This is a genomic window from Pseudomonas sp. 65/3-MNA-CIBAN-0223 (assembly GCF_040310425.1).
Lineage (GTDB): Bacteria > Pseudomonadota > Gammaproteobacteria > Pseudomonadales > Pseudomonadaceae > Aquipseudomonas > Aquipseudomonas gregormendelii.
In genome coordinates, this window is the sequence record NZ_JBEOPV010000001.1 from 83,396 (window position 1) to 102,469 (window position 19,074).

Here is a 19,074-nt window from a genome sequence, read left to right on the forward strand (position 1 = left end):
AAAGATGGCGTATTTGTAGGAGCGAGCTTGCTCGCGATGGTCGATCACGATAACGCTGGGAATCTGTCACCCCGCGGCGTTCTCAGGTTCTTCGCGAGCAAGCTCGCTCCTGCAGGGGATTGTGTGCTTCCTTGAAAAATAGCCCCTGGTTCAGGGGCTGTTTTTTAGTGCGGCGAGTAGACCGTCAGCATCTGGCCGGGCTTGAGCGCCTGGCCCAGGCGTGGATTCCAGCGTTTGAGGTGTTGCATCTCGACGTTAAAGCGCTTGGCGACCATGTACAGTGAGTCGCCCTGCTTGACCTTGTATTTGGTCTGCTGTTTCTTGCTGTTGGCGGCGACTACCGTGTTGACGCGTCCGCCGCTGCGCTTGGTGTTGTCCTGCATCACCAGGGTCTGGCCAACCTTGAGGTTCTTGCCGGTCAGCTTGTTCCACTGCTGGAGATCTTTCACGTCGACTTTGTTGGCCTTGGCAATGGTGCCCAGGTTGTCGCCGCGCTTGACCCGGTAGGAGCGCTTGGCGCCGGCAATCGCCGGGCTGTTGGCGCTCTCGAACACTGGCTTGAGCGGTCGCTTGCTGATCAGTTCTTCCGGGCGCATGGTCGACAGGCTGGTGGTCAGCAGTTGCGCCTTCGAGGTGGGCACCAGCAAATGCTGGGGGCCATCGAGGGTGGTGGTGCGCTGCTTGAATGCCGGGTTGAGCTGGAACAGTTCGTCTTCGTCGATGTTGGCCACTGCAGCGACCTTGGACAGGTCCATGCGCTGGTTGATCTCGACCACCTTAAAGTACGGCTCGTTGGCGATCGGGCTGAGGTTCACCCCGTAGGCTTCCGGCGCCAGCACCACTTGTGACAGCGCGAGCAGCTTGGGTACATACGCCTGGGTTTCCGCCGGCAGCGGCAGGTTCCAGTAATCGGTCGGCAGGCCCAGCTTTTCATTGCGCTCGATCGCCCGGCTGACCGTTCCTTCCCCGGCGTTGTAGGCCGCGAGTGCCAGTAGCCAGTCGCCGTTGAACATGTCATGCAGACGCGTCAGGTAGTCCATCGCCGCGGTGGTCGAGGCGGTGATATCGCGACGGCCATCGTAGAACTGGTTCTGGCGCAGGTTGAAGTAACGCCCGGTGGAAGGAATGAATTGCCAAAGTCCCACCGCATGGGCCCGGGAATAGGCCATCGGGTTGTAGGAGCTTTCTATCACTGGCAACAGCGCCAGTTCCAGCGGCATGTTGCGTTCTTCCAGGCGTTCGACGATGTAGTGAATGTACAGGCTGCCGCGTTCGCCGGCGTTTTCGAGATAAGACGGGTTGTTGGCGAACCACAGGCGCTGTTGTTCGATGCGCGGGTTCAGGCCGACGCTGTCCTGCAACTGGAAGCCCTGGCGCATGCGCTCCCAGACGTCCTGTGGTATTTGCGGAACAGGCTTTTCGCTGAGCCAGACAGGTTTCTGCTTGGCTCGAGCGGCGATGTTGGGGGTGTGTGTCGCTTCGGTTTGCGGCACATGGCTTGAACAGCCCGCCAGGGTGGCGGACACAGCCACCGCGATGGCTTGAGCCAGGCGGGTCAATGCGTCTGAATTGATGGACTTACGAATAGATGACGACATTGGCTGGAAGTAAGTTCCGGGCAAAAATGTCGGGCGATTCTAGAAAGCACACCCCCCGAGGTCAACCATTGAGAATTCCTGTACCGCCCGGTAGCCTCCCTAGAACTTGTCTTTCCAGGCACGCAAGGCAGCAAAGACCGCACTCGGGCTACTGTTATCGGCGCCGCTCCGTTCGTCCACTTTTTGTTTAATAGATGTTTCGCCGGCACGCAGGAAGGGGTTGGTGAGCTTTTCCAGGGACAGCGTCGAAGGCAGGGTCATGATCCCGGACTCGCGCATTTGTGTGACTTTGCCCAGGCGTTCGACCGTGTGCGGATTGCCGGGCTCGACCGCGACGGCGAAGCGCAGATTGCTCAGGGTGTATTCATGGGTGCAATACACCAGCGTATCCTCGGGAAGGGCTGCAAGCCGGTTCAGGGAGGTATACATTTGCTCCGCAGTGCCCTCGAACAGGCGGCCGCAACCGGCAGCGAACAGGGTGTCGCCGCAGAACAGCAGGCCATGATGATAGAAGGCAATGTGCCCCAGGGTGTGGCCGGGAACGGCAAGAACATCGAACTCCCAGCCCAGCACGCTGACCCGGTCGTTGTCCTTGAGCGCCACGTCGCGGGCCGGGATGCGCTCGCTGGCCGGCCCGTAGACCGTCGCGTCCGTCGCGCTCTTGAGCAGTTCCACGCCGCCGACGTGATCATGGTGGTGATGGGTGATCAGGATATCGCTCAACACCCAGCCCGGATGGGCCGCAAGCCAGGCCTGCACGGGCGCGGCGTCACCGGGATCGACCACGGCGCAGCGCTGTGTATTGTGGTCCTGTAACAACCAGATGTAGTTGTCGGTAAAGGCAGGCAGGGCACTGATCTGTATCATCGTCGGATTCGCCAAGCGGAAAACATTGGCGCATCTTAGAACTTCCTGGCGCGTTGGAGAATGCAATGACCGATAAAGCGTTCGCTCAGGCGGATCCTGACTGGCTGGATTTGATCAGCGCAGCCCGTGAATGGCTGTCCGGCCCGATTGGGCAATTTCTCCTGGATGAAGAGCGGCGCATGCTCGAAGACGAGTTGGCGCGCTTCTTTGGTGGCTATCTGGTGCACTACGGCCCATCGGCTCAAACGCCTCCGTCGGCGCCGCAGGTGCAGCGCAATGTGCGCCTGGGCGCGCCGCTGCCCGGTGTGGAGATCGTCTGCGAGGAACAGGCCTGGCCCTTGAGTGAACATGCCGCCGACGTCGTGGTGCTGCAGCATGGGCTGGATTTCTGCCTGTCGCCACACGGCTTGCTGCGTGAGGCCGCCAGCAGCGTGCGGCCAGGAGGGCACCTGCTGATTATCGGCATCAACCCCTGGAGCACCTGGGGGTTGCGGCACCTATTTGCCCATGACGGCTTGCGCAAGGCCCGCTGCATATCGCCTTCGCGGGTCGGGGACTGGCTGAACCTGCTGGGCTTCGCGCTGGAGAAACGCCGCTTCGGGTGCTATCGTCCGCCGCTTGCTTCCCCGGCATGGCAGACCCGGTTGGCCGGTTGGGAGCGCAAGGCTGGCGACTGGCAGCTGTCCGGTGGCGGCTTCTATTTGTTGGTGGCACGCAAGATCGTGGTCGGTTTGCGCCCCCTGCGCCAGGAGCGCCGCGAGCCCATGGGCAAGCTGATTCCGTTGCCGATGGCCAAGGTCAACCGTCGCCGCATCGAACCGTAAGACACTCTTTTATTCCCGGCCGGGTTGACCCCGGCCTCGGGCATCGCTGATCACGGATCGGCGAGCCACGGCATTTTTCTGGAAAGGTTGGCATGAGCGATAGCGTAGAACTCTTCACCGACGGCGCCTGCAAGGGCAATCCCGGCCCTGGCGGCTGGGGCGCATTGCTGGTGTGCAAGGGCGTTGAAAAAGAACTCTGGGGTGGCGAGGCCAACACCACCAACAATCGCATGGAGTTGATGGGGGCGATCCGTGGCCTGGAAGAACTGAAGCGCTCCTGCGACGTGCTGCTGGTGACCGACTCGCAGTATGTGATGAAAGGCATCAATGAGTGGATGGACAACTGGAAAAAGCGCGGCTGGAAGACGGCGGCGAAAGAGCCGGTAAAAAACGCTGATCTGTGGAAGCTGCTGGACGAGCAGGTCAATCGCCACAATGTCACCTGGAAATGGGTGCGCGGGCACATTGGCCATCATGGCAACGAACGGGCGGACCAGTTGGCTAACCGCGGCGTCGATGAAGTGCGCGGCTACAAACAAGCCTGAAACGCTGCACACCCCCGTAGGAGCTGCCGCAGGCTGCGATCTCTTGATCTTGTTTTCAGAGCGCAGATCAAAATCCCCGCAGGAGCTGCCGCAGGCTGCGATCTTTTGATCTTGTTTTTAGAGCGCAGATCAAAAGATCGCAGCCTGCGGCAGCTCCTACACGGTGACCCTGTTCTCTAAGGCCTCCGCCAGCGTGTTAACATTCGCGCTTTTTCAAGATCGACCCGTTGAGAGCTGAGCACTGATGGCCACCAGATCCGTTGTACTCGATACCGAAACCACCGGCATGCCGGTGACCGATGGCCACCGGATTATCGAAATCGGCTGTGTCGAGTTGCTCGGTCGGCGCCTGACCGGCCGGCACTTCCATGTCTATCTGCAACCTGATCGCGAGAGTGACGAAGGCGCGATTGGCGTGCACGGCATCACCAACGAATTCCTGGTGGGCAAGCCGCGCTTCAACGAAGTGGCCGATGAGTTCTTCGAATTCATCAAGGGTGCACAGCTGATCATCCACAACGCGGCATTCGACGTTGGCTTCATCAACAACGAATTCGCCCTGATTGGCCAGCACGATCGCGCCGACATCACGCAACACTGCTCGATCCTCGACACCCTGATGATGGCCCGGGAACGTCACCCGGGGCAGCGCAACAGCCTGGATGCCCTGTGCAAGCGCTACGGCGTCGACAACTCGGGCCGCGAGCTGCACGGCGCCTTGCTCGACTCCGAGATCCTGGCGGACGTCTACCTGACCATGACCGGTGGCCAGACCAGCCTGTCGCTGGCCGGTAACGCCTCCGATGGCAATGGCTCGGGCGAAGGGGCGGATAATTCGGCGACCGAAATACGCCGCCTGCCGGCAGATCGCCAGCCGACGCGGATCATCCGCGCCAGTGAGGATGACCTGGCCCAGCATGTGGCGCGGTTGGAAGCGATCGCCAAGGCGGCGGGGGCTCCGGCGTTGTGGCAGCAGCTGGTTGAGGCTGAGGCTTCGGCGTAGGTCCTGGTAAAGATCGCAGCCTCGTTTCACTCGACAGCTCCTACGGTTTGAAAGATCGCAGCCTCGTTTCACTCGACAGCTCCTACGGAGGGCGAGGAGGCGATGACCCATTTCAGGGCATCCCCACTCGCCACATTCGCTCCAACCCTCTACCCTGAGGAGATTGGCAGACTTAGAGCTGCCGCCTCAGGATCCTGAGCCCAATGTATAAAGACTTGAAATTCCCGGTATTGATCGTCCATCGCGACATCAAGGCCGACACCGTAGCCGGTGATCGGGTGCGCGGCATCGCCCGGGAGCTGGAGCAGGAAGGCTTCAGCATTGTCTCGGCGATGGACTACGCCGAGGGCCGCCTGGTTGCTTCGACCCATCACGGTCTTTCCTGCATGTTGATCGCCAGTGAAGACGCCAGCGCCAATTCACATTTGTTACAGAATATGGCCGAGCTGATCGGACTGGCCCGGGTTCGCGCGCCGGATCTGCCCATCTTTGCCCTCGGCGAACAGGTGACCCTGGAAAACGCTCCGGCGGATGCCATGGCCGAGCTCAACCAGCTTCGCGGCATCCTGTATCTGTTCGAAGACACCGTGCCATTTCTGGCCCGCCAGGTCGCCCGCGCGGCACGCAAATACCTCGACGGGCTGTTGCCGCCGTTCTTCAAGGCGCTGGTGCAGCATACCGCCGACTCCAATTATTCGTGGCACACCCCCGGGCATGGTGGTGGCGTGGCCTATCACAAGAGCCCGGTAGGGCAGGCGTTCCATCAGTTCTTCGGGGAAAATACCCTGCGCTCGGACCTGTCGGTGTCGGTGCCCGAGTTGGGTTCCCTGCTGGACCACACCGGCCCCCTGGCCGAAGCCGAGGCGCGCGCGGCGCGTAACTTTGGTGCCGATCACACCTTCTTCGTCATCAACGGCACGTCCACCGCCAACAAGATCGTCTGGCATTCAATGGTCGCCCGGGATGACCTGGTGCTGGTGGACCGCAACTGCCACAAGTCGGTACTGCATTCGATCATCATGACCGGGGCGATTCCGCTGTACCTGTGCCCGGAACGCAATGAACTGGGGATTATCGGCCCGATTCCCTTGAGCGAATTCAGCCGCGAGACAATCCAGGCCAAGATCGATGCCAGTCCGTTGACCAAAGGGCGGGCGCCCAAGGTCAAGCTGGCGGTGGTGACCAATTCGACCTATGACGGCCTTTGCTACAACGCCGAACTGATCAAGCAGAGCCTGGGCAACAGCGTCGAGGTGCTGCATTTCGACGAGGCCTGGTACGCCTATGCGGCCTTCCATGAGTTCTTCGCCGGGCGCTACGGCATGGGGACCTCGCGTAGCGCGGACAGCCCGCTGGTCTTCACCACCCATTCCACGCACAAGCTGCTGGCGGCGTTCAGCCAGGCTTCGATGATTCACGTGCAGGACGGTGGGGCCCGCCAACTGGACCGAGACCGCTTCAACGAAGCCTTTATGATGCACATCTCCACTTCGCCGCAGTACAGCATCATCGCTTCGCTGGATGTGGCGTCGGCGATGATGGAAGGGCCGTCGGGTCGGTCGCTGCTGCAGGAAATGTTCGATGAAGCCCTGAGTTTTCGGCGCGCCCTGGCCAACCTGCGCCAGCACATCGCCGCCGATGACTGGTGGTTTTCAATCTGGCAGCCGCCTTCGGTGGAAGGCATCAAACAGGTGGTCACTGAAGACTGGTTGCTGCAGCCTGACGCCGACTGGCACGGCTTTAGTGGTGTGACCGACGATTACGTGCTGCTTGACCCGATCAAGGTCACCCTGGTGATGCCCGGCCTCACGGCGGGAGGTGCCTTGAGCGAGCGCGGGATTCCGGCGGCGGTGGTCAGCAAATTCCTCTGGGAGCGCGGCCTGGTGGTGGAAAAGACCGGGCTGTATTCGTTCCTGGTGCTGTTTTCCATGGGCATTACCAAGGGCAAATGGAGCACGTTGCTCACTGAGTTGCTGGAATTCAAGCGCAGCTACGATGCCAACGTCAGCCTGGCGAGTTGCCTGCCGTGCATAGCGCAAGAGGACGCCGATCGCTATCGGGGCATGGGCTTGCGTGACTTGTGTGACCAACTGCACGCCTGTTACCGCAGCAACGCCACGGCCAAACACCTCAAGCGCATGTATACCGTACTGCCACAGATCGCCATGAAACCGTCTGACGCCTATGATCACCTGGTACGCGGCAACGTTGAAGCGGTGTCGATCGATGCCCTGGATGGGCGGATCGCTGCCGTGATGCTGGTACCCTATCCGCCAGGAATCCCGTTGATCATGCCCGGCGAGCGTTTTACCGACGCCACCCGTTCAATCAACGATTACCTGGCATTTGCCCGCACATTCGACAGCAGCTTTCCCGGCTTTGTCGCCGATGTGCACGGCTTGCAACACGAAGATGAGGGCAATGGACGGCACTACACCGTCGATTGCATCAAGGAATGAGGACCTTTCCCAGCATGCAACCGGTTATGAATCCCAAATACCCAGGGCTGTCGGTACGAGTCGCTGACGATGGATTTGCCCCCTATATCTGGGGCAGCGATTTCAGTTTTGAAGTCTCGGCTTATGTCGCCGCCGAAGTCGGCAAGCCAGTGGAGCAGTGGCCCGTGACGCCCATCACGCCGTATCGAAAGTGCTACGGAATTGACCCTGAAGAGTTCAGCAGTTTTCGCGATGCGGCTGATAGCGCGGTGTTCATGGCTTATCTGGACGATGAGCCGGTGGGCCATCTGGTGGTCAGCACCAACTGGAACGGCTTTGCCCATATCGACGAGCTGGCGGTGCATGCGCCGGCGCGGCGCCACGGTGTCGCCAAAGCCCTGCTGGATGTCGCGCAGTTCTGGACGCGGAAAAAGAAACTGCCAGGCATCATGCTCGAAACCCAGAACAACAACCTGGGTGCCTGCCGACTCTACGAGCGTTGCGGGTACGTGGTAGGCGGCATCGATTACCTGCGTTATCGCGGCATCGATCCCAATACGGCCGAGGTCGCGTTGTTCTGGTATCGATTGTTTGATGATCCGCTGGTCATGCCGCTCAGTTCGCCAACATCGCCACGGCTTGTTCCGTGATGATCTCCAGCAGGGCCTGGGCCGCCGGTGAAGGTTCGGCGTTTTTCAGGCTCAGGGCATACAGGCTGATCGGCACCGCGGGTGCCAGCGGGCAGGTGTCCAGTTCGGCGGTCCTGGCTCCCAGGGCGGTGAACGGATCTACCAGCGCCAGGCCTTCCCCGGCTTCGACCATGCTGCGCATCATCTGGTGCGTCTGCACCCGGGTGTGGATGACCGGGGCCGGGCGTAGCGCATGCAGTTTGTGCTCCAGCGCCAGGCTCAGCGGATCATGACCGTCGAGGCCGACCATCGACTGGCCTGCCAGGTCCTGCAGCGAAATGTATTTCTGTTTGGGTTGCAGCCAGCCATGGGGTGCCAGCAGCTGGATCTTGCCTTGGGCGATGGCCTGGCAAGCGATGTCGGCATGGTCCGGGTCGTGCAGGCTCAGGCCCAGGTCGGCTTCGCGCAGGAGCAGACGCTTGACGATGCCGCGGGTGGGTTGGGTCAGCAGAGTGCAAGGTGCATCGGGAAGACGCCGGCGCAGGGCGGCAATGGCGTGGGGCAATAGTTTGTGCGCCAGGGGCGGGGTGCAGATGATTCGCAGCGGGGGCGCCTGGTATTGCTTCAGGCTGCTGGCCAGGCGCTGGGCCGGCTCAAGTGCTTCATAGACGTGGGCAATTTCAACCTGCAACTCCCGCGCTTCTCGCGTGGCTTGCAGGCGGCCACGGACGCTGGAAAACAGCATGAAACCCAGCTGTTCTTCAGCGTCGCGCAGGGTGCGTTCCACCTCGGTCACTGGCAACTGCAACCATTCGGCCGCGGTGCCCAGGTGACCGGTCTGCAACAGCGCCTGGATGACTTCGATATGACGTAAACGCATGCGTGAAGTCCATGTTCGGCAGATGAAGGATTCAGTGTTTGAATCCTAACTCATGTCCGCGCATCTGACTTCTGCTCATAACGGCAGGTTATGAGGCGACGTTCGTTTCCGGCAGCTTGCCGACGTAGGTATCCGGCTCGCGAACGATGGTCACATCCGATTGAATCAGCAGGAACTGGTTGTCATCGAGCTTCTTGACCCGGTCGCCGATGGCCAGCTTGTAGGTGGTGACAGGCACCGAGCCGGTTAGGCCGTCTGCCGACGGGGTGGATTCCTGGAACTCATGCACCGAATAGACGCGGCCTTCCGCATCTCTTGCATGGAACTGACCGACAAGTACTGCTGCCATCTGCTTAGAACCTCTGGAGATAAATCACTCAATTTGCGGTGTGTAGACCGTGCTTGGGCGAAGTAAGTTTTCTTGCAAGAAAAAAATAGTCGCAGGGGCGAATTTTCGGTCGCGTCCTGGGTGAATCGTCATCTATAACTACAGGTTCTTTCCGTTGAACAGTCGAGAATCTTCCATGAGCAATGTCTATAAGGTCGCCGTTGTGGTCGGCAGCTTGAGAAAGGAATCGATCAACCGCAAGGTTGCACTGGCCCTGGCTGAACTGGCTCCGGCAAATCTCAAGCTGGAAATCGTCGAAATCGGCGACCTGGCGCTTTATAACGAAGACATTGATGGTCAATCACCGCCGGCAGCCTACAGTACTTTCCGGCAACACGTGAGTTCATCCGACGCGGTGCTGTTCGTCACTCCGGAATACAACCGTTCTGTACCGGCCCCGCTGAAAAACGCAATTGACGTGGGCTCGCGGCCCTACGGGCAGAGTGCCTGGAGTGGCAAGCCTGGTGCGGTGATCAGCGTGTCTCCCGGGGCGATCGGCGGGTTTGGTGCCAATCATCACTTGCGCCAGTCCATGGTGTTTCTCGACGTGCCTCTCATGCAGCAACCGGAAGCGTACCTGAGTGGGGCGGGGTCGGCGTTTGATGAGGCGGGCAAGCTGTCCGAGTCGGTGAAGCCGTTTCTGCAGAAATTCATTGACGCTTACGGGCGCTGGGTAGAGCAGCACAAGAAGGTCTGATAAACAGCGTTCATTGGGATAGGAGCGGTCTTCGGGATCCTGTATGTTGCATCGATTTTTGAAGGCTGCTCCTGCATGCTCACCGCCTCGCTGATTTTCCTGCTGACCATTACCCTGGTGATCTGGCAACCCAAAGGGCTGGGTGTCGGCTGGAGTGCAGTGCTGGGCGCCGTGCTGGCACTGGTGTTTGGCGCAGTGCACTGGAGCGATATCCCGCTGGTGTGGCAGATCATCTGGAACGCCACCGGGACGTTCATTGCGCTGATCATCATCAGCCTGTTGCTGGACGAGGCGGGGTTCTTCGCCTGGGCGGCGCTGCATGTCGCCCGGTGGGGGCGCGGCAGCGGACGCAAACTGTTTGCCTTCATGGTATTGCTCGGTGCGCTGGTCTCGGCGTTGTTCGCCAATGACGGGGCTGCACTGATTCTCACGCCTATCGTGATTTCCATGTTGCTGGCACTGCGGTTTTCGCCTGCCGCGACGCTGGCGTTCGTGATGGGCGCCGGCTTTATCGCCGACACGGCCAGCCTGCCGCTGGTGGTGTCGAACCTGGTCAACATCGTCTCCGCCGACTTCTTTAACATCGGTTTTAACCGCTACGCGGCGGTGATGGTGCCGGTCAACCTGGTCAGCGTCTTGGCCACCCTGGGTGTGCTGCTGTGGTATTTCCGCCGTGACATCCCCAAGGATTACGACCCCGAACAGCTGGAAGAGCCGGCCGGCGCGATCCATGACAAGGCGACTTTTTATGCCGGCTGGGCGGTCTTGGTCATCTTGCTGGTGGGCTGTTTTGCCCTGGAGCCGCTGGGGATTCCGATCAGTGCCATTTCTGCCGTCTGTGCGGCTCTGCTCTGGGTGATTGCGGCGCAAGGCCACAAGATCTCCACCCGCAAGGTCCTCAAGGAAGCTCCCTGGCATATCGTGGTCTTTTCCCTGGGCATGTACCTGGTGGTGTATGGCCTGCGCAACGCCGGGCTCACGGGTTATCTGGCCGGTTGGCTGGACGGCTTTGCCGGGTATGGCGTCTGGGGCGCAGCGATGGGTACCGGTGTGCTGACGGCGCTGCTGTCGTCGATCATGAACAACCTGCCGACGGTGTTGATCGGCCTGTTGTCGATCGATGCCAGTCAGGCGACCGGTGTCGTGAAGGAGGCAATGATTTATGCCAACGTGATCGGCAGCGACCTGGGGCCCAAGATCACGCCCATCGGCAGCCTGGCCACTTTGCTGTGGCTGCATGTACTTGAGCGCAAGGGCATCCGGATCGGTTGGGGGTATTACTTCAAGGTGGGGATCGTGCTGACGGTGCCGGTGCTGCTGGTGACTCTGGCGGCTTTGGCGGTGCGGTTAACCCTGTGACCGAGGTGGCCCCATCGCGGGCAAGCCTCGCTCCCACAGGGGTCATCAAAAAACTCAACCACCACCCGGCACATTCGGCCAAAGATCCGCCACCAGAAACAACCGCTCGGCTTCCTGCCAATCCCCCTCGGCATTTTCCTCCAGCCGCACCAGCAGCTGCGCCGGTGCCTGCGGGTCAAGCTCGCCCAACCAGGCATCCAGTTGCCCCTGGCTCCAGGTCTGCTCTGCCGGGTAGTGCGCAGGCGCAAGCCAGGCATGGCGGGGCAGGGGCTGCCAGCGTCCGCCGGGACGCCGGGTAACGAATGTCGCCCAGTCTTTCTGATGCAGCCAGCTGCCACGCAAATGGTGGGGATGCGCGCCGCTGGGTGGCTCGGCGGTGCCCGGCCAGGGATACAGCAAGTAGCCGCCGAGCCACAGGTGCGCGCTGAACTGCTGGATATCCAGGGCTGCCAACACGGCACGGCTTTCCGGGCGCGCCGAAATGGGCAGTTGGTGCTGGCTCAGGTGCGCCAGCTTGCGGTCCAGCCGGTCGTGACAGCCGGGCCCCAGCCATTGCCCGGTATCCCGGCCATCGCCATGCTGCGGGCCGAGGTACAGCTTGATCGCCAGTTCCAGATGGTGCACACCGTCGCGATCGCGCAACAGCATGTCCAGCTCACCCAAGGTGTGACCCTCGCGGCGGATCGGCAGATTCGCTGCGATCAGCTCGATACCGGGCGCATTGCGCACGGCGTACTGCCACAGGCGCTCGTAATACAAACCCAGCCGCCGGGTCCGGGCCTGGGCCAGCCAATGCAATAAGTCATAACTGTCACGATCGAGCTGGCGCAGCCAGTGTTCCAGGCGCTGCGGCGCCTGTACCCAGTCGCTGCCGGCCAGCGGATGGCGCTGCGGCCATGGCGTCTCGCTGAGCATCGGCGGCGCGAGAATGACCCACGCCAGGTCGCGCACCTCGGGATGGCGTAGCTGGTGGGGCAACTGCAGCAAATCTGGAAATAGGATCATCTTGCGAGCATAGCCTGAAACACGAGTAGCCCCTTGTGGCTGAAAGGATTTTGTCTGCGGCCGGGTTTCGCCCATAATCGTGTTTTTCGCCGGCACAGACCCCAGGGGCCCCATGGAGCAATTTCGTAATATCGGCATCATCGGTCGCCTCGGCAGTTCGCAGGTGCTGGATACCGTTCGCCGACTGAAACGCTTCCTGCTCGATCGTCACCTGCACGTGATCCTGGAAGACACCATCGCCGAAGTATTGCCAGGGCATGGCCTGCAGACCTCATCGCGCAAGATGCTCGGCGAAGTGTGCGACATGGTGATTGTGGTCGGCGGTGACGGCAGCCTGCTCGGCGCTGCACGGGCGCTGGCCCGACACAATATTCCGGTGTTGGGCATCAACCGTGGCAGCCTGGGCTTCCTGACCGACATCCGCCCCGATGAGCTGGAAGTGAAAGTCGCCGAAGTGCTCGACGGCCACTACCTGGTGGAAAACCGCTTCCTGCTCCAGGCCGAGGTCCGCCGGCACGCCGAGGCCATCGGTCAGGGCGATGCACTGAATGACGTGGTGCTGCACCCGGGCAAGTCCACGCGAATGATCGAGTTCGAGCTGTACATCGACGGCCAGTTCGTCTGCAGCCAGAAAGCCGACGGCCTGATTGTCGCCACGCCGACCGGGTCTACGGCGTATGCGCTGTCAGCGGGCGGCCCGATCATGCATCCCAAGCTCGACGCTATTGTGATTGTGCCGATGTACCCCCATACCTTGTCGGGACGGCCAATTGTGGTCGATGGCAACAGTGAGCTGAAAATCGTCGTGTCCAAGGATATGCAGATCTATCCGCAAGTCTCCTGTGATGGGCAGAACCATTTCACCTGCGCGCCGGGTGACACCATCACCATCAGCAAGAAGGCCCAGAAACTGCGGCTGATCCACCCGCTGGACCATAACTATTATGAAGTCTGCCGGACAAAGCTCGGCTGGGGCAGCCGGCTGGGTGGTGGAGGCGACTGATGCTTGATCCCGCGCGTAGCTACGACCTGATCGGTGACGTGCACGGTTGCGCTCTGACCCTTGAGCACTTGCTCGACCGGCTCGGTTATCAAAAGCACGGTGGCGTCTGGCGGCACACGTCGCGCATGGCGGTGTTCGTGGGCGATATCATCGACCGCGGCCCGCGCATTCGCGAGGCCCTGCACATCGTCCATGACATGGTCGAAGCTGGCCAGGCGCTGTGCATCATGGGTAATCACGAGTTCAACGCCCTGGGCTGGAGCACGCCGGCGCTGCCGGGCAGCGGCAAGCAGTTCGTGCGCGAGCACACACCGCGCCACGCACGATTGCTGCATGAAACCCTGACCCAGTTCGAGGACCATCCGGCGGACTGGCACGACTTCCTGCAATGGTTTTACGAAATGCCGCTGTTCGTCGATGCCGGGCGTTTCAGGGTGGTGCATGCCTGTTGGGATGCCGGCCTGATCGAGCCGCTGCGGGCGCTTTTCCCCAACGGCTGCGTCGATGAGCATTTCCTCCAGGCGTCGGCCGTGCCCGGCAGTTTTGCCTGCACCGTGTTCGACCGGCTGTTGCGCGGCACTGACATGCGCCTGCCCGATGGCTTGACCATGACCAGCGGCGATGGCCTGACGCGTTCGTTCTTTCGCACCAAGTTCTGGGAAGACGACCCGCAAACCTACGGAGACATTGTGTTCCAGCCTGACGCCTTGCCTGATCCGGTGGCCCGGACGCCGCTGTCCTCTTCCGAAAAAACCAATCTGCTGCGCTATGGTGCGCACGAGCCGTTGCTGTTCGTGGGGCATTACTGGCGCAGCGGCAAACCGGCACCGATTCGCCCGAACCTGGCCTGCCTGGATTACAGCGCGGTGCTTTACGGCAAACTGGTCGCCTATCGCCTGGACCAGGAAACCCGCCTCGATCCGAACAAGTTCGTCTGGGTCGATGTCGAGCGGCCGGAGGTGTTGCAATGAGTACGGTGGCCGTATTGCGCCTGCCGTTGGCGGTGGACCTGAGCGGATTCGTCAAGCTGCTGCAGCGTATGCAGGTGCCGCACCGGGTCAGCGAAGAGGCGGGTGAGCAGGTGCTCTGGGTGCCGGCCAACATCAGCGAGGACGTGCGCTCACTCTACGAGCGTTTTCCTGCCGGCGACCCCGACCAGCAATTGGATATCCCGCAAGCACAACCCCTTCATCGGCCGGGTTTTGTCGAGCAACTGCGCTACGCCAAGGCCACGGCGCTGGTGTTGCTGCTGAGTATCATCGTTGGCGCGGTCACGCTGCTGGGGGAAAACCTCGACACGATGCGCTGGCTGACCTTCCTTGATTTCCGCATCGTCGGCGAGTACATCCACTTCGTGCCGCTGGCGGACAGCCTCGCGGCAGGGCAGTGGTGGCGCCTGGTGACACCGATGCTGATCCACTTCGGCATCCTGCACCTGGCCATGAACGGCATGTGGTACTGGGAGCTGGGACGGCGCATAGAGTCGCGCCAGGGCAGCATCAACCTGGTCGGCCTGACGCTGCTGTTCAGCCTGGTGTCCAATTACGCGCAGTACCTGTTCAGCGGCCCGACCCTGTTCGGCGGCTTATCGGGGGTGCTGTACGGCCTGCTCGGGCACTGCTGGATCTTCCAGTTGCTGTCGCCCAACCCGGCGTATCGCCTGCCGCGCGGCGTGCTGGTAATGATGCTGGTATGGCTGGTGCTGTGCCTGTCCGGGCTGGTCTCGATGATCGGCTTCGGCGAAATTGCCAACGCCGCCCACGTCGGCGGGTTACTCATCGGATGCTTCACAGGCCTGTTGGGCGGTTTGTACAACCGCCGTAAGCTGGCTGCCTGAATTTTTTGCTGTGAATAAAGAGCGCGGAGACCCAATGTCCTCTTTTAACGAAATGATCAAGAACATCACCCCCGACATCTACGAGAGCCTGAAACTGGCGGTGGAAATCGGCAAATGGTCCGATGGTGGCAAACTCACCGCCGAACAACGGGAATTGTCGCTGCAGGCGATGATCGCCTGGGAAATCCAGAACCTGCCTGAAGAGCAGCGCACTGGCTACATGGGCCCGCAGGAGTGCAGTTCCAAGTCGATTGAAGTGCCCAATATCCTGTTCAAGTCGGATGCCATCCATTGATCGAGATTGGCCGCGGTGCAATCAGCAAGATGTCGGCGCGCCTGGACGGGCCGAATGTGCAGTACGCGTTTCGTCTGGGGGATGCCGAGGTGCCGGTCAATCCGTTGATCGGCACCACAGTACGCCTGGAGTACCTGGGGGCGATCCATTGCTCCCATTGCGGACGCAAGACCAAGACCAGCTTCAGCCAGGGCTACTGCTACCCGTGCATGACCAAACTGGCCCAGTGTGACCTGTGCATCATGAGCCCCGAACGTTGCCACTTCGACGCCGGCACCTGCCGTGATCCGGAGTGGGGCCAGACGTTCTGCATGACCGATCACATCGTCTACCTGTCCAACTCGTCAGGGGTGAAAGTGGGGATTACCCGCGCCACCCAGCTGCCGACCCGCTGGATCGATCAGGGCGCGCGCCAGGCATTACCGATCATGCGGGCGTCGACCCGCCAGCAATCGGGATTCGTCGAGGACCTGTTCCGCAGTCAGGTCGCGGACAAGACCAACTGGCGTGCTTTACTCAAGGGCGAGGCAGCGTCCGTGGACCTGGCGCAAATCCGTGACCAGTTGTTCGACAGCTGCGCCGAGGGGCTGCAAGGTTTGCAGGAACGATTCGGCCTGCAGGCGATCCAGACCATTGCCGACGTGGAGCCCATTGAAATCCACTATCCGGTCGAGCAATACCCGGCCAAGATCGTCAGCTTCAACCTGGACAAGAACCCGATTGCCGAAGGCACGCTGCTGGGGATCAAGGGCCAATACCTGATCTTCGACACCGGCGTCATCAATATTCGTAAATACACGGCTTATCAGCTCGCCGTGCATCAGTAAGGACTCCAGCATGCGCACCGAACAACCGAAGATGATCTACCTGAAGGACTATCAGGCGCCCGAGTACCTGATCGACGAGACGCACCTGACCTTCGAGTTGTTCGAGGACCACAGCCTGGTCCATGCGCAACTGGTGATGCGCCGTAACCCCGAGCGCGGCCCCGGCCTGCCGCCGCTGGTGCTGGATGGCCAGCAGCTGGAACTGCTGTCGGTCGCCCTGGCGGACAGCGAGTTGAGCGAGAGCGATTACCAGCTGAGCGAAAATCATCTGACCCTGCACCCGACCAGCCCTGCGTTCACGGTCGACACCAGCGTGCGGATCCACCCGGAAACCAACACCGCCCTGGAAGGCTTGTACAAATCCAGCGGTATGTTCTGCACCCAGTGCGAGGCCGAGGGTTTCCGCAAGATCACCTATTACCTCGACCGCCCGGACGTGATGAGCAAGTTCACCACCACGGTAATGGCGGAGCAGCACAGCTACCCGGTGCTGCTGTCCAACGGCAACCCGATCGCTTCAGGCTCTGACGAAGACGGCCGGCACTGGGCAACCTGGGAAGACCCGTTCATGAAGCCGGCGTACCTGTTCGCGCTGGTGGCCGGTGACCTGTGGTGCGTCGAAGACACGTTCACCACCATGACCGGCCGTTCCGTGGCGCTGCGCATCTACGTCGAGCCGGAAAACATCGACAAGTGCCAGCACGCCATGAACAGCCTGAAGAAGTCCATGCGCTGGGACGAAGAAGTCTATGGTCGCGAGTACGACCTGGACATCTTCATGATTGTCGCGGTGAACGACTTCAACATGGGCGCCATGGAAAACAAGGGCCTTAACATCTTCAACTCCAGCGCCGTGCTGGCCCGGGCCGAGACCGCGACCGACGCCGCTCACCAGCGCGTCGAGGCGATTGTCGCCCACGAATACTTTCACAACTGGTCGGGCAACCGCGTGACCTGCCGTGACTGGTTCCAGCTGTCGCTCAAGGAAGGCTTCACCGTATTCCGCGATTCCGGTTTCTCCGCCGACATGAACTCGGCCACGGTCAAGCGCATCCAGGACGTGGCCTACCTGCGTACCCACCAGTTCGCCGAAGATGCCGGCCCCATGGCCCACGCCGTGCGCCCGGACAGCTTCATCGAGATTTCCAACTTCTACACCCTGACCGTGTACGAAAAAGGCTCGGAGGTGGTGGGCATGATCCACACCCTGCTCGGTGCCGAAGGCTTCCGCAAAGGCAGCGATCTGTACTTCGAACGCCATGACGGCCAGGCCGTGACCTGCGACGATTTCATCAAGGCGATGGAAGACGCCAACGGTGTCGACCTGACCCAGTTCAAACGCTGGTACAGCCAGGCTGGCACCCCGCGCCTGGCCGTGAGCGAGTCTTACGATGCCGCCGCGAAAACCTACAGCCTGACCTTCCGCCAGAGCTGCCCGGCCACCCCCGACAAGGTCGAGAAGCTACCCTTCGTGATCCCGGTCGAGTTGGGCCTGCTGGACAGCCAGGGCGGCGAAATCGCCCTGCGTCTGCAGGGCGAAGCCAGTGCCCAGGGTACTTCGCGGGTTATTTCGGTGACCGAAGCCGAACAGACGTTCACCTTTGTCGACATCGCCGAACAACCCCTGCCTTCGCTGCTGCGCGGGTTCTCGGCGCCGGTGAAGCTGAGCTTCCCCTACAGCCGCGATCAACTGATGTTCCTCATGCAGCATGACACTGACGGTTTCAACCGTTGGGAAGCCGGCCAGCAATTGTCGGTGCAGGTGCTGCAGGAACTGATTGGCGATTACCAGAAAGGTGAAGCGCTGGTGCTCGACCAGCGTCTGATTACAGCCCTGCACAGCGTGCTGACCGACGAAACACTGGACCAGGCCATGGTCGCCGAGATGCTCTCGCTGCCAGGCGAAGCCTACCTGACGGAAATCAGCGAAGTGGCCGACGTCGACGCCATCCATGCCGCCCGGGAGTTTGCCCGCGAGCAATTGGCGAACAACCTGTTCGAGCCGTTGTGGCTGCGTTACCAGGCCAACCGTGACCTGTCGAAGAACACGCCCTACGTTGCCGAAGCCGAACACTTCGCGCGTCGTGCCCTGCAAAACATCGCGCTGTCCTACCTGATGCTCAGTGAAAAAGCCGAAGTACTGGCCGCGACCCTGGAGCAGTTCGAGGCCAGCGACAACATGACCGAGCGCCTGACGGCGCTGGCGGTACTGGTCAACTCGCCATTCGAAGAACAGAAGGCCCTGGCCCTGGCGAGCTTTGCCGAGCACTTCAAGGACAATCCCCTGGTCATGGACCAGTGGTTCAGCGTCCAGGCCGGCAGCCCGTTACCGGGCGGCCTGGAGCGGGTGAAGGCGTTGATGCAACATCCGGCGTTCAACATCAAGAACCCGAACAAGGTCCGCGCCCTGATCGGTGCATTTGCCGGGCAGAACCTGATCAACTTCCACGCGGCCGATGGTTCTGGCTATCGTTTCCTCGCGGATCTGGTGATCGAGCTGAACGGCTTCAACCCACAGATCGCCTCCCGGCAACTGGCGCCGCTGACCCGCTGGCGCAAATACGACGAGGCCCGCCAGGCGCTGATGAAAGGCGAACTGGAGCGCATTCGCGCCTCGGGCCAACTGTCCAGCGATGTGTTTGAGGTGGTCAGCAAAAGCCTGGCCTGATCCCGATGCCGCAGGATAACCATATCCTGCGGCAATCTGGCCCTGATATCCCGCTGCACGCTACCTCTGTAGGAGCTGCCGAAGGCTGCGATCTTTTGATCTTGATCTTCGGCAATCTCAGGCCCGCCAAAGCAAGATCAAAAGATCGCAGCCTTCGGCAGCTCCTACAGGGGGTGTTATCACCTCTTTCAATACCCTGGCATTCACCCGC

18 protein-coding genes are annotated in these 19,074 nt (G+C 61.1%); 13 read left to right on the forward strand and 5 right to left on the reverse strand.

Annotation, left to right across the window (positions count from 1 at the left end):
• Positions 1-164: 164 nt before the first annotated feature.
• Both AAEZ09_RS00365 and gloB read right to left on the reverse strand, forming a co-directional pair.
• Complete coding sequence (locus tag AAEZ09_RS00365) at positions 165-1,598, reverse strand: transglycosylase SLT domain-containing protein (RefSeq protein ID WP_045061606.1); 1,434 nt, start codon at positions 1,596-1,598, stop codon at positions 165-167.
• A 99-nt stretch (positions 1,599-1,697) separates the two neighbouring features.
• Positions 1,698-2,465 carry a hydroxyacylglutathione hydrolase gene (gene gloB, locus AAEZ09_RS00370; protein WP_350597469.1) on the reverse strand — a complete coding sequence of 256 codons (768 nt, stop codon included), beginning with the start codon at positions 2,463-2,465 and terminating at the stop codon, positions 1,698-1,700.
• Between the two features lie 65 nt (positions 2,466-2,530).
• Between gloB and AAEZ09_RS00375 the strand changes: the two genes are divergently transcribed.
• From AAEZ09_RS00375 to AAEZ09_RS00395, 5 genes are all read left to right on the forward strand, one after another.
• Positions 2,531-3,289: a class I SAM-dependent methyltransferase gene (locus tag AAEZ09_RS00375; RefSeq protein ID WP_350597471.1), complete on the forward strand. Its 759-nt coding sequence runs from the start codon at positions 2,531-2,533 to the stop codon at positions 3,287-3,289.
• Between the two features lie 92 nt (positions 3,290-3,381).
• Complete coding sequence (gene rnhA, locus AAEZ09_RS00380) at positions 3,382-3,834, forward strand: ribonuclease HI (RefSeq protein ID WP_008028618.1); 453 nt, start codon at positions 3,382-3,384, stop codon at positions 3,832-3,834.
• Between the two features lie 244 nt (positions 3,835-4,078).
• Positions 4,079-4,837 carry a DNA polymerase III subunit epsilon gene (gene dnaQ, locus AAEZ09_RS00385; protein ID WP_350597473.1) on the forward strand — a complete coding sequence of 253 codons (759 nt, stop codon included), beginning with the start codon at positions 4,079-4,081 and terminating at the stop codon, positions 4,835-4,837.
• 203 nt (positions 4,838-5,040) lie between these two features.
• On the forward strand, positions 5,041-7,296 hold the full coding sequence (locus AAEZ09_RS00390) for an Orn/Lys/Arg family decarboxylase (RefSeq protein WP_350597476.1): 2,256 nt from the start codon (positions 5,041-5,043) through the stop codon (positions 7,294-7,296).
• A 14-nt stretch (positions 7,297-7,310) separates the two neighbouring features.
• The gene (locus AAEZ09_RS00395; protein WP_205892709.1) at positions 7,311-7,925 is read left to right on the forward strand and encodes a GNAT family N-acetyltransferase; all 615 of its coding nucleotides are present in this window, start codon (positions 7,311-7,313) and stop codon (positions 7,923-7,925) included.
• On the opposite strand, the gene AAEZ09_RS00400 is transcribed toward AAEZ09_RS00395, so the two are convergent.
• A complete protein-coding gene (locus AAEZ09_RS00400) occupies positions 7,891-8,784 on the reverse strand; it encodes a LysR substrate-binding domain-containing protein (protein WP_350597478.1) in 894 nt (297 codons plus the stop codon). The two genes, AAEZ09_RS00395 and AAEZ09_RS00400, sit on opposite strands and share 35 nt — an antisense overlap.
• 88 nt (positions 8,785-8,872) lie before the next feature.
• On the reverse strand, positions 8,873-9,133 hold the full coding sequence (locus tag AAEZ09_RS00405) for a hypothetical protein (RefSeq protein WP_045061599.1): 261 nt from the start codon (positions 9,131-9,133) through the stop codon (positions 8,873-8,875).
• A gap of 175 nt (positions 9,134-9,308) precedes the next feature.
• Here AAEZ09_RS00405 and AAEZ09_RS00410 point away from each other — a divergent pair, with 175 nt between their 5' ends.
• Together AAEZ09_RS00410 and AAEZ09_RS00415 are read left to right on the forward strand one after the other, a co-directional pair.
• Positions 9,309-9,869, forward strand: a complete 561-nt coding sequence (locus AAEZ09_RS00410) for an NADPH-dependent FMN reductase (RefSeq protein ID WP_045061598.1) — start codon at positions 9,309-9,311, stop codon at positions 9,867-9,869.
• 75 nt (positions 9,870-9,944) lie between these two features.
• Entirely contained in the window at positions 9,945-11,228 is a 1,284-nt protein-coding gene (locus AAEZ09_RS00415) for an arsenic transporter (protein ID WP_350597480.1), read from the forward strand.
• A 54-nt stretch (positions 11,229-11,282) separates the two neighbouring features.
• Here AAEZ09_RS00415 and AAEZ09_RS00420 read toward each other — a convergent pair whose 3' ends face one another.
• Positions 11,283-12,233, reverse strand: a complete 951-nt coding sequence (locus AAEZ09_RS00420) for a DUF1853 family protein (protein ID WP_350597482.1) — start codon at positions 12,231-12,233, stop codon at positions 11,283-11,285.
• Positions 12,234-12,345: 112 nt separating this feature from the next.
• On the opposite strand from AAEZ09_RS00420, the gene AAEZ09_RS00425 reads away from it, so the two are divergent.
• The 6 genes from AAEZ09_RS00425 to pepN are packed head-to-tail and all read left to right on the forward strand — an operon-like array spanning position 12,346 to position 18,863.
• Positions 12,346-13,236 (forward strand): NAD(+) kinase, encoded by an 891-nt coding sequence (locus AAEZ09_RS00425; protein ID WP_010459816.1) that lies wholly within the window; start codon positions 12,346-12,348, stop codon positions 13,234-13,236.
• Positions 13,236-14,207 carry a metallophosphoesterase gene (locus AAEZ09_RS00430; protein ID WP_045061595.1) on the forward strand — a complete coding sequence of 324 codons (972 nt, stop codon included), beginning with the start codon at positions 13,236-13,238 and terminating at the stop codon, positions 14,205-14,207. Before AAEZ09_RS00425 ends, AAEZ09_RS00430 begins: the two co-directional genes overlap by 1 nt.
• Positions 14,204-15,073, forward strand: a complete 870-nt coding sequence (locus AAEZ09_RS00435; RefSeq protein WP_350597486.1) for a rhomboid family intramembrane serine protease — start codon at positions 14,204-14,206, stop codon at positions 15,071-15,073. Before AAEZ09_RS00430 ends, AAEZ09_RS00435 begins: the two co-directional genes overlap by 4 nt.
• A 34-nt stretch (positions 15,074-15,107) precedes the next feature.
• Entirely contained in the window at positions 15,108-15,368 is a 261-nt protein-coding gene (locus tag AAEZ09_RS00440; RefSeq protein ID WP_045061593.1) for a YeaC family protein, read from the forward strand.
• Positions 15,365-16,195, forward strand: coding sequence for a DUF2797 domain-containing protein (locus AAEZ09_RS00445; protein ID WP_350597488.1), 831 nt, complete (start codon positions 15,365-15,367; stop codon positions 16,193-16,195). The genes AAEZ09_RS00440 and AAEZ09_RS00445 overlap by 4 nt, the downstream gene beginning before the upstream one ends.
• Positions 16,196-16,205: 10 nt before the next feature.
• Entirely contained in the window at positions 16,206-18,863 is a 2,658-nt protein-coding gene (pepN, locus tag AAEZ09_RS00450) for an aminopeptidase N (protein WP_350597491.1), read from the forward strand.
• Positions 18,864-19,074: the final 211 nt, after the last annotated feature.

What these genes read in the sequence shown, in the direction of transcription:
- AAEZ09_RS00440 (WP_045061593.1), top strand. Translation starts at nt 15,108, where the DNA reads ATGTCCTCTTTTAACGAAATGATCAAGAACATCACCCCCGACATCTAC.
- AAEZ09_RS00400 (WP_350597478.1), bottom strand. Translation starts at nt 8,784, where the DNA reads ATGCGTTTACGTCATATCGAAGTCATCCAGGCGCTGTTGCAGACCGGT.
- AAEZ09_RS00410 (WP_045061598.1), top strand. Translation starts at nt 9,309, where the DNA reads ATGAGCAATGTCTATAAGGTCGCCGTTGTGGTCGGCAGCTTGAGAAAG.
- AAEZ09_RS00425 (WP_010459816.1), top strand. Translation starts at nt 12,346, where the DNA reads ATGGAGCAATTTCGTAATATCGGCATCATCGGTCGCCTCGGCAGTTCG.
- AAEZ09_RS00375 (WP_350597471.1), top strand. Translation starts at nt 2,531, where the DNA reads ATGACCGATAAAGCGTTCGCTCAGGCGGATCCTGACTGGCTGGATTTG.
- AAEZ09_RS00365 (WP_045061606.1), bottom strand. Translation starts at nt 1,598, where the DNA reads ATGTCGTCATCTATTCGTAAGTCCATCAATTCAGACGCATTGACCCGC.
- rnhA (WP_008028618.1), top strand. Translation starts at nt 3,382, where the DNA reads ATGAGCGATAGCGTAGAACTCTTCACCGACGGCGCCTGCAAGGGCAAT.
- AAEZ09_RS00395 (WP_205892709.1), top strand. Translation starts at nt 7,311, where the DNA reads ATGCAACCGGTTATGAATCCCAAATACCCAGGGCTGTCGGTACGAGTC.
- AAEZ09_RS00420 (WP_350597482.1), bottom strand. Translation starts at nt 12,233, where the DNA reads ATGATCCTATTTCCAGATTTGCTGCAGTTGCCCCACCAGCTACGCCAT.
- AAEZ09_RS00415 (WP_350597480.1), top strand. Translation starts at nt 9,945, where the DNA reads ATGCTCACCGCCTCGCTGATTTTCCTGCTGACCATTACCCTGGTGATC.
- AAEZ09_RS00390 (WP_350597476.1), top strand. Translation starts at nt 5,041, where the DNA reads ATGTATAAAGACTTGAAATTCCCGGTATTGATCGTCCATCGCGACATC.
- AAEZ09_RS00405 (WP_045061599.1), bottom strand. Translation starts at nt 9,133, where the DNA reads ATGGCAGCAGTACTTGTCGGTCAGTTCCATGCAAGAGATGCGGAAGGC.
- AAEZ09_RS00435 (WP_350597486.1), top strand. Translation starts at nt 14,204, where the DNA reads ATGAGTACGGTGGCCGTATTGCGCCTGCCGTTGGCGGTGGACCTGAGC.
- pepN (WP_350597491.1), top strand. Translation starts at nt 16,206, where the DNA reads ATGCGCACCGAACAACCGAAGATGATCTACCTGAAGGACTATCAGGCG.
- dnaQ (WP_350597473.1), top strand. Translation starts at nt 4,079, where the DNA reads ATGGCCACCAGATCCGTTGTACTCGATACCGAAACCACCGGCATGCCG.
- gloB (WP_350597469.1), bottom strand. Translation starts at nt 2,465, where the DNA reads ATGATACAGATCAGTGCCCTGCCTGCCTTTACCGACAACTACATCTGG.
- AAEZ09_RS00430 (WP_045061595.1), top strand. Translation starts at nt 13,236, where the DNA reads ATGCTTGATCCCGCGCGTAGCTACGACCTGATCGGTGACGTGCACGGT.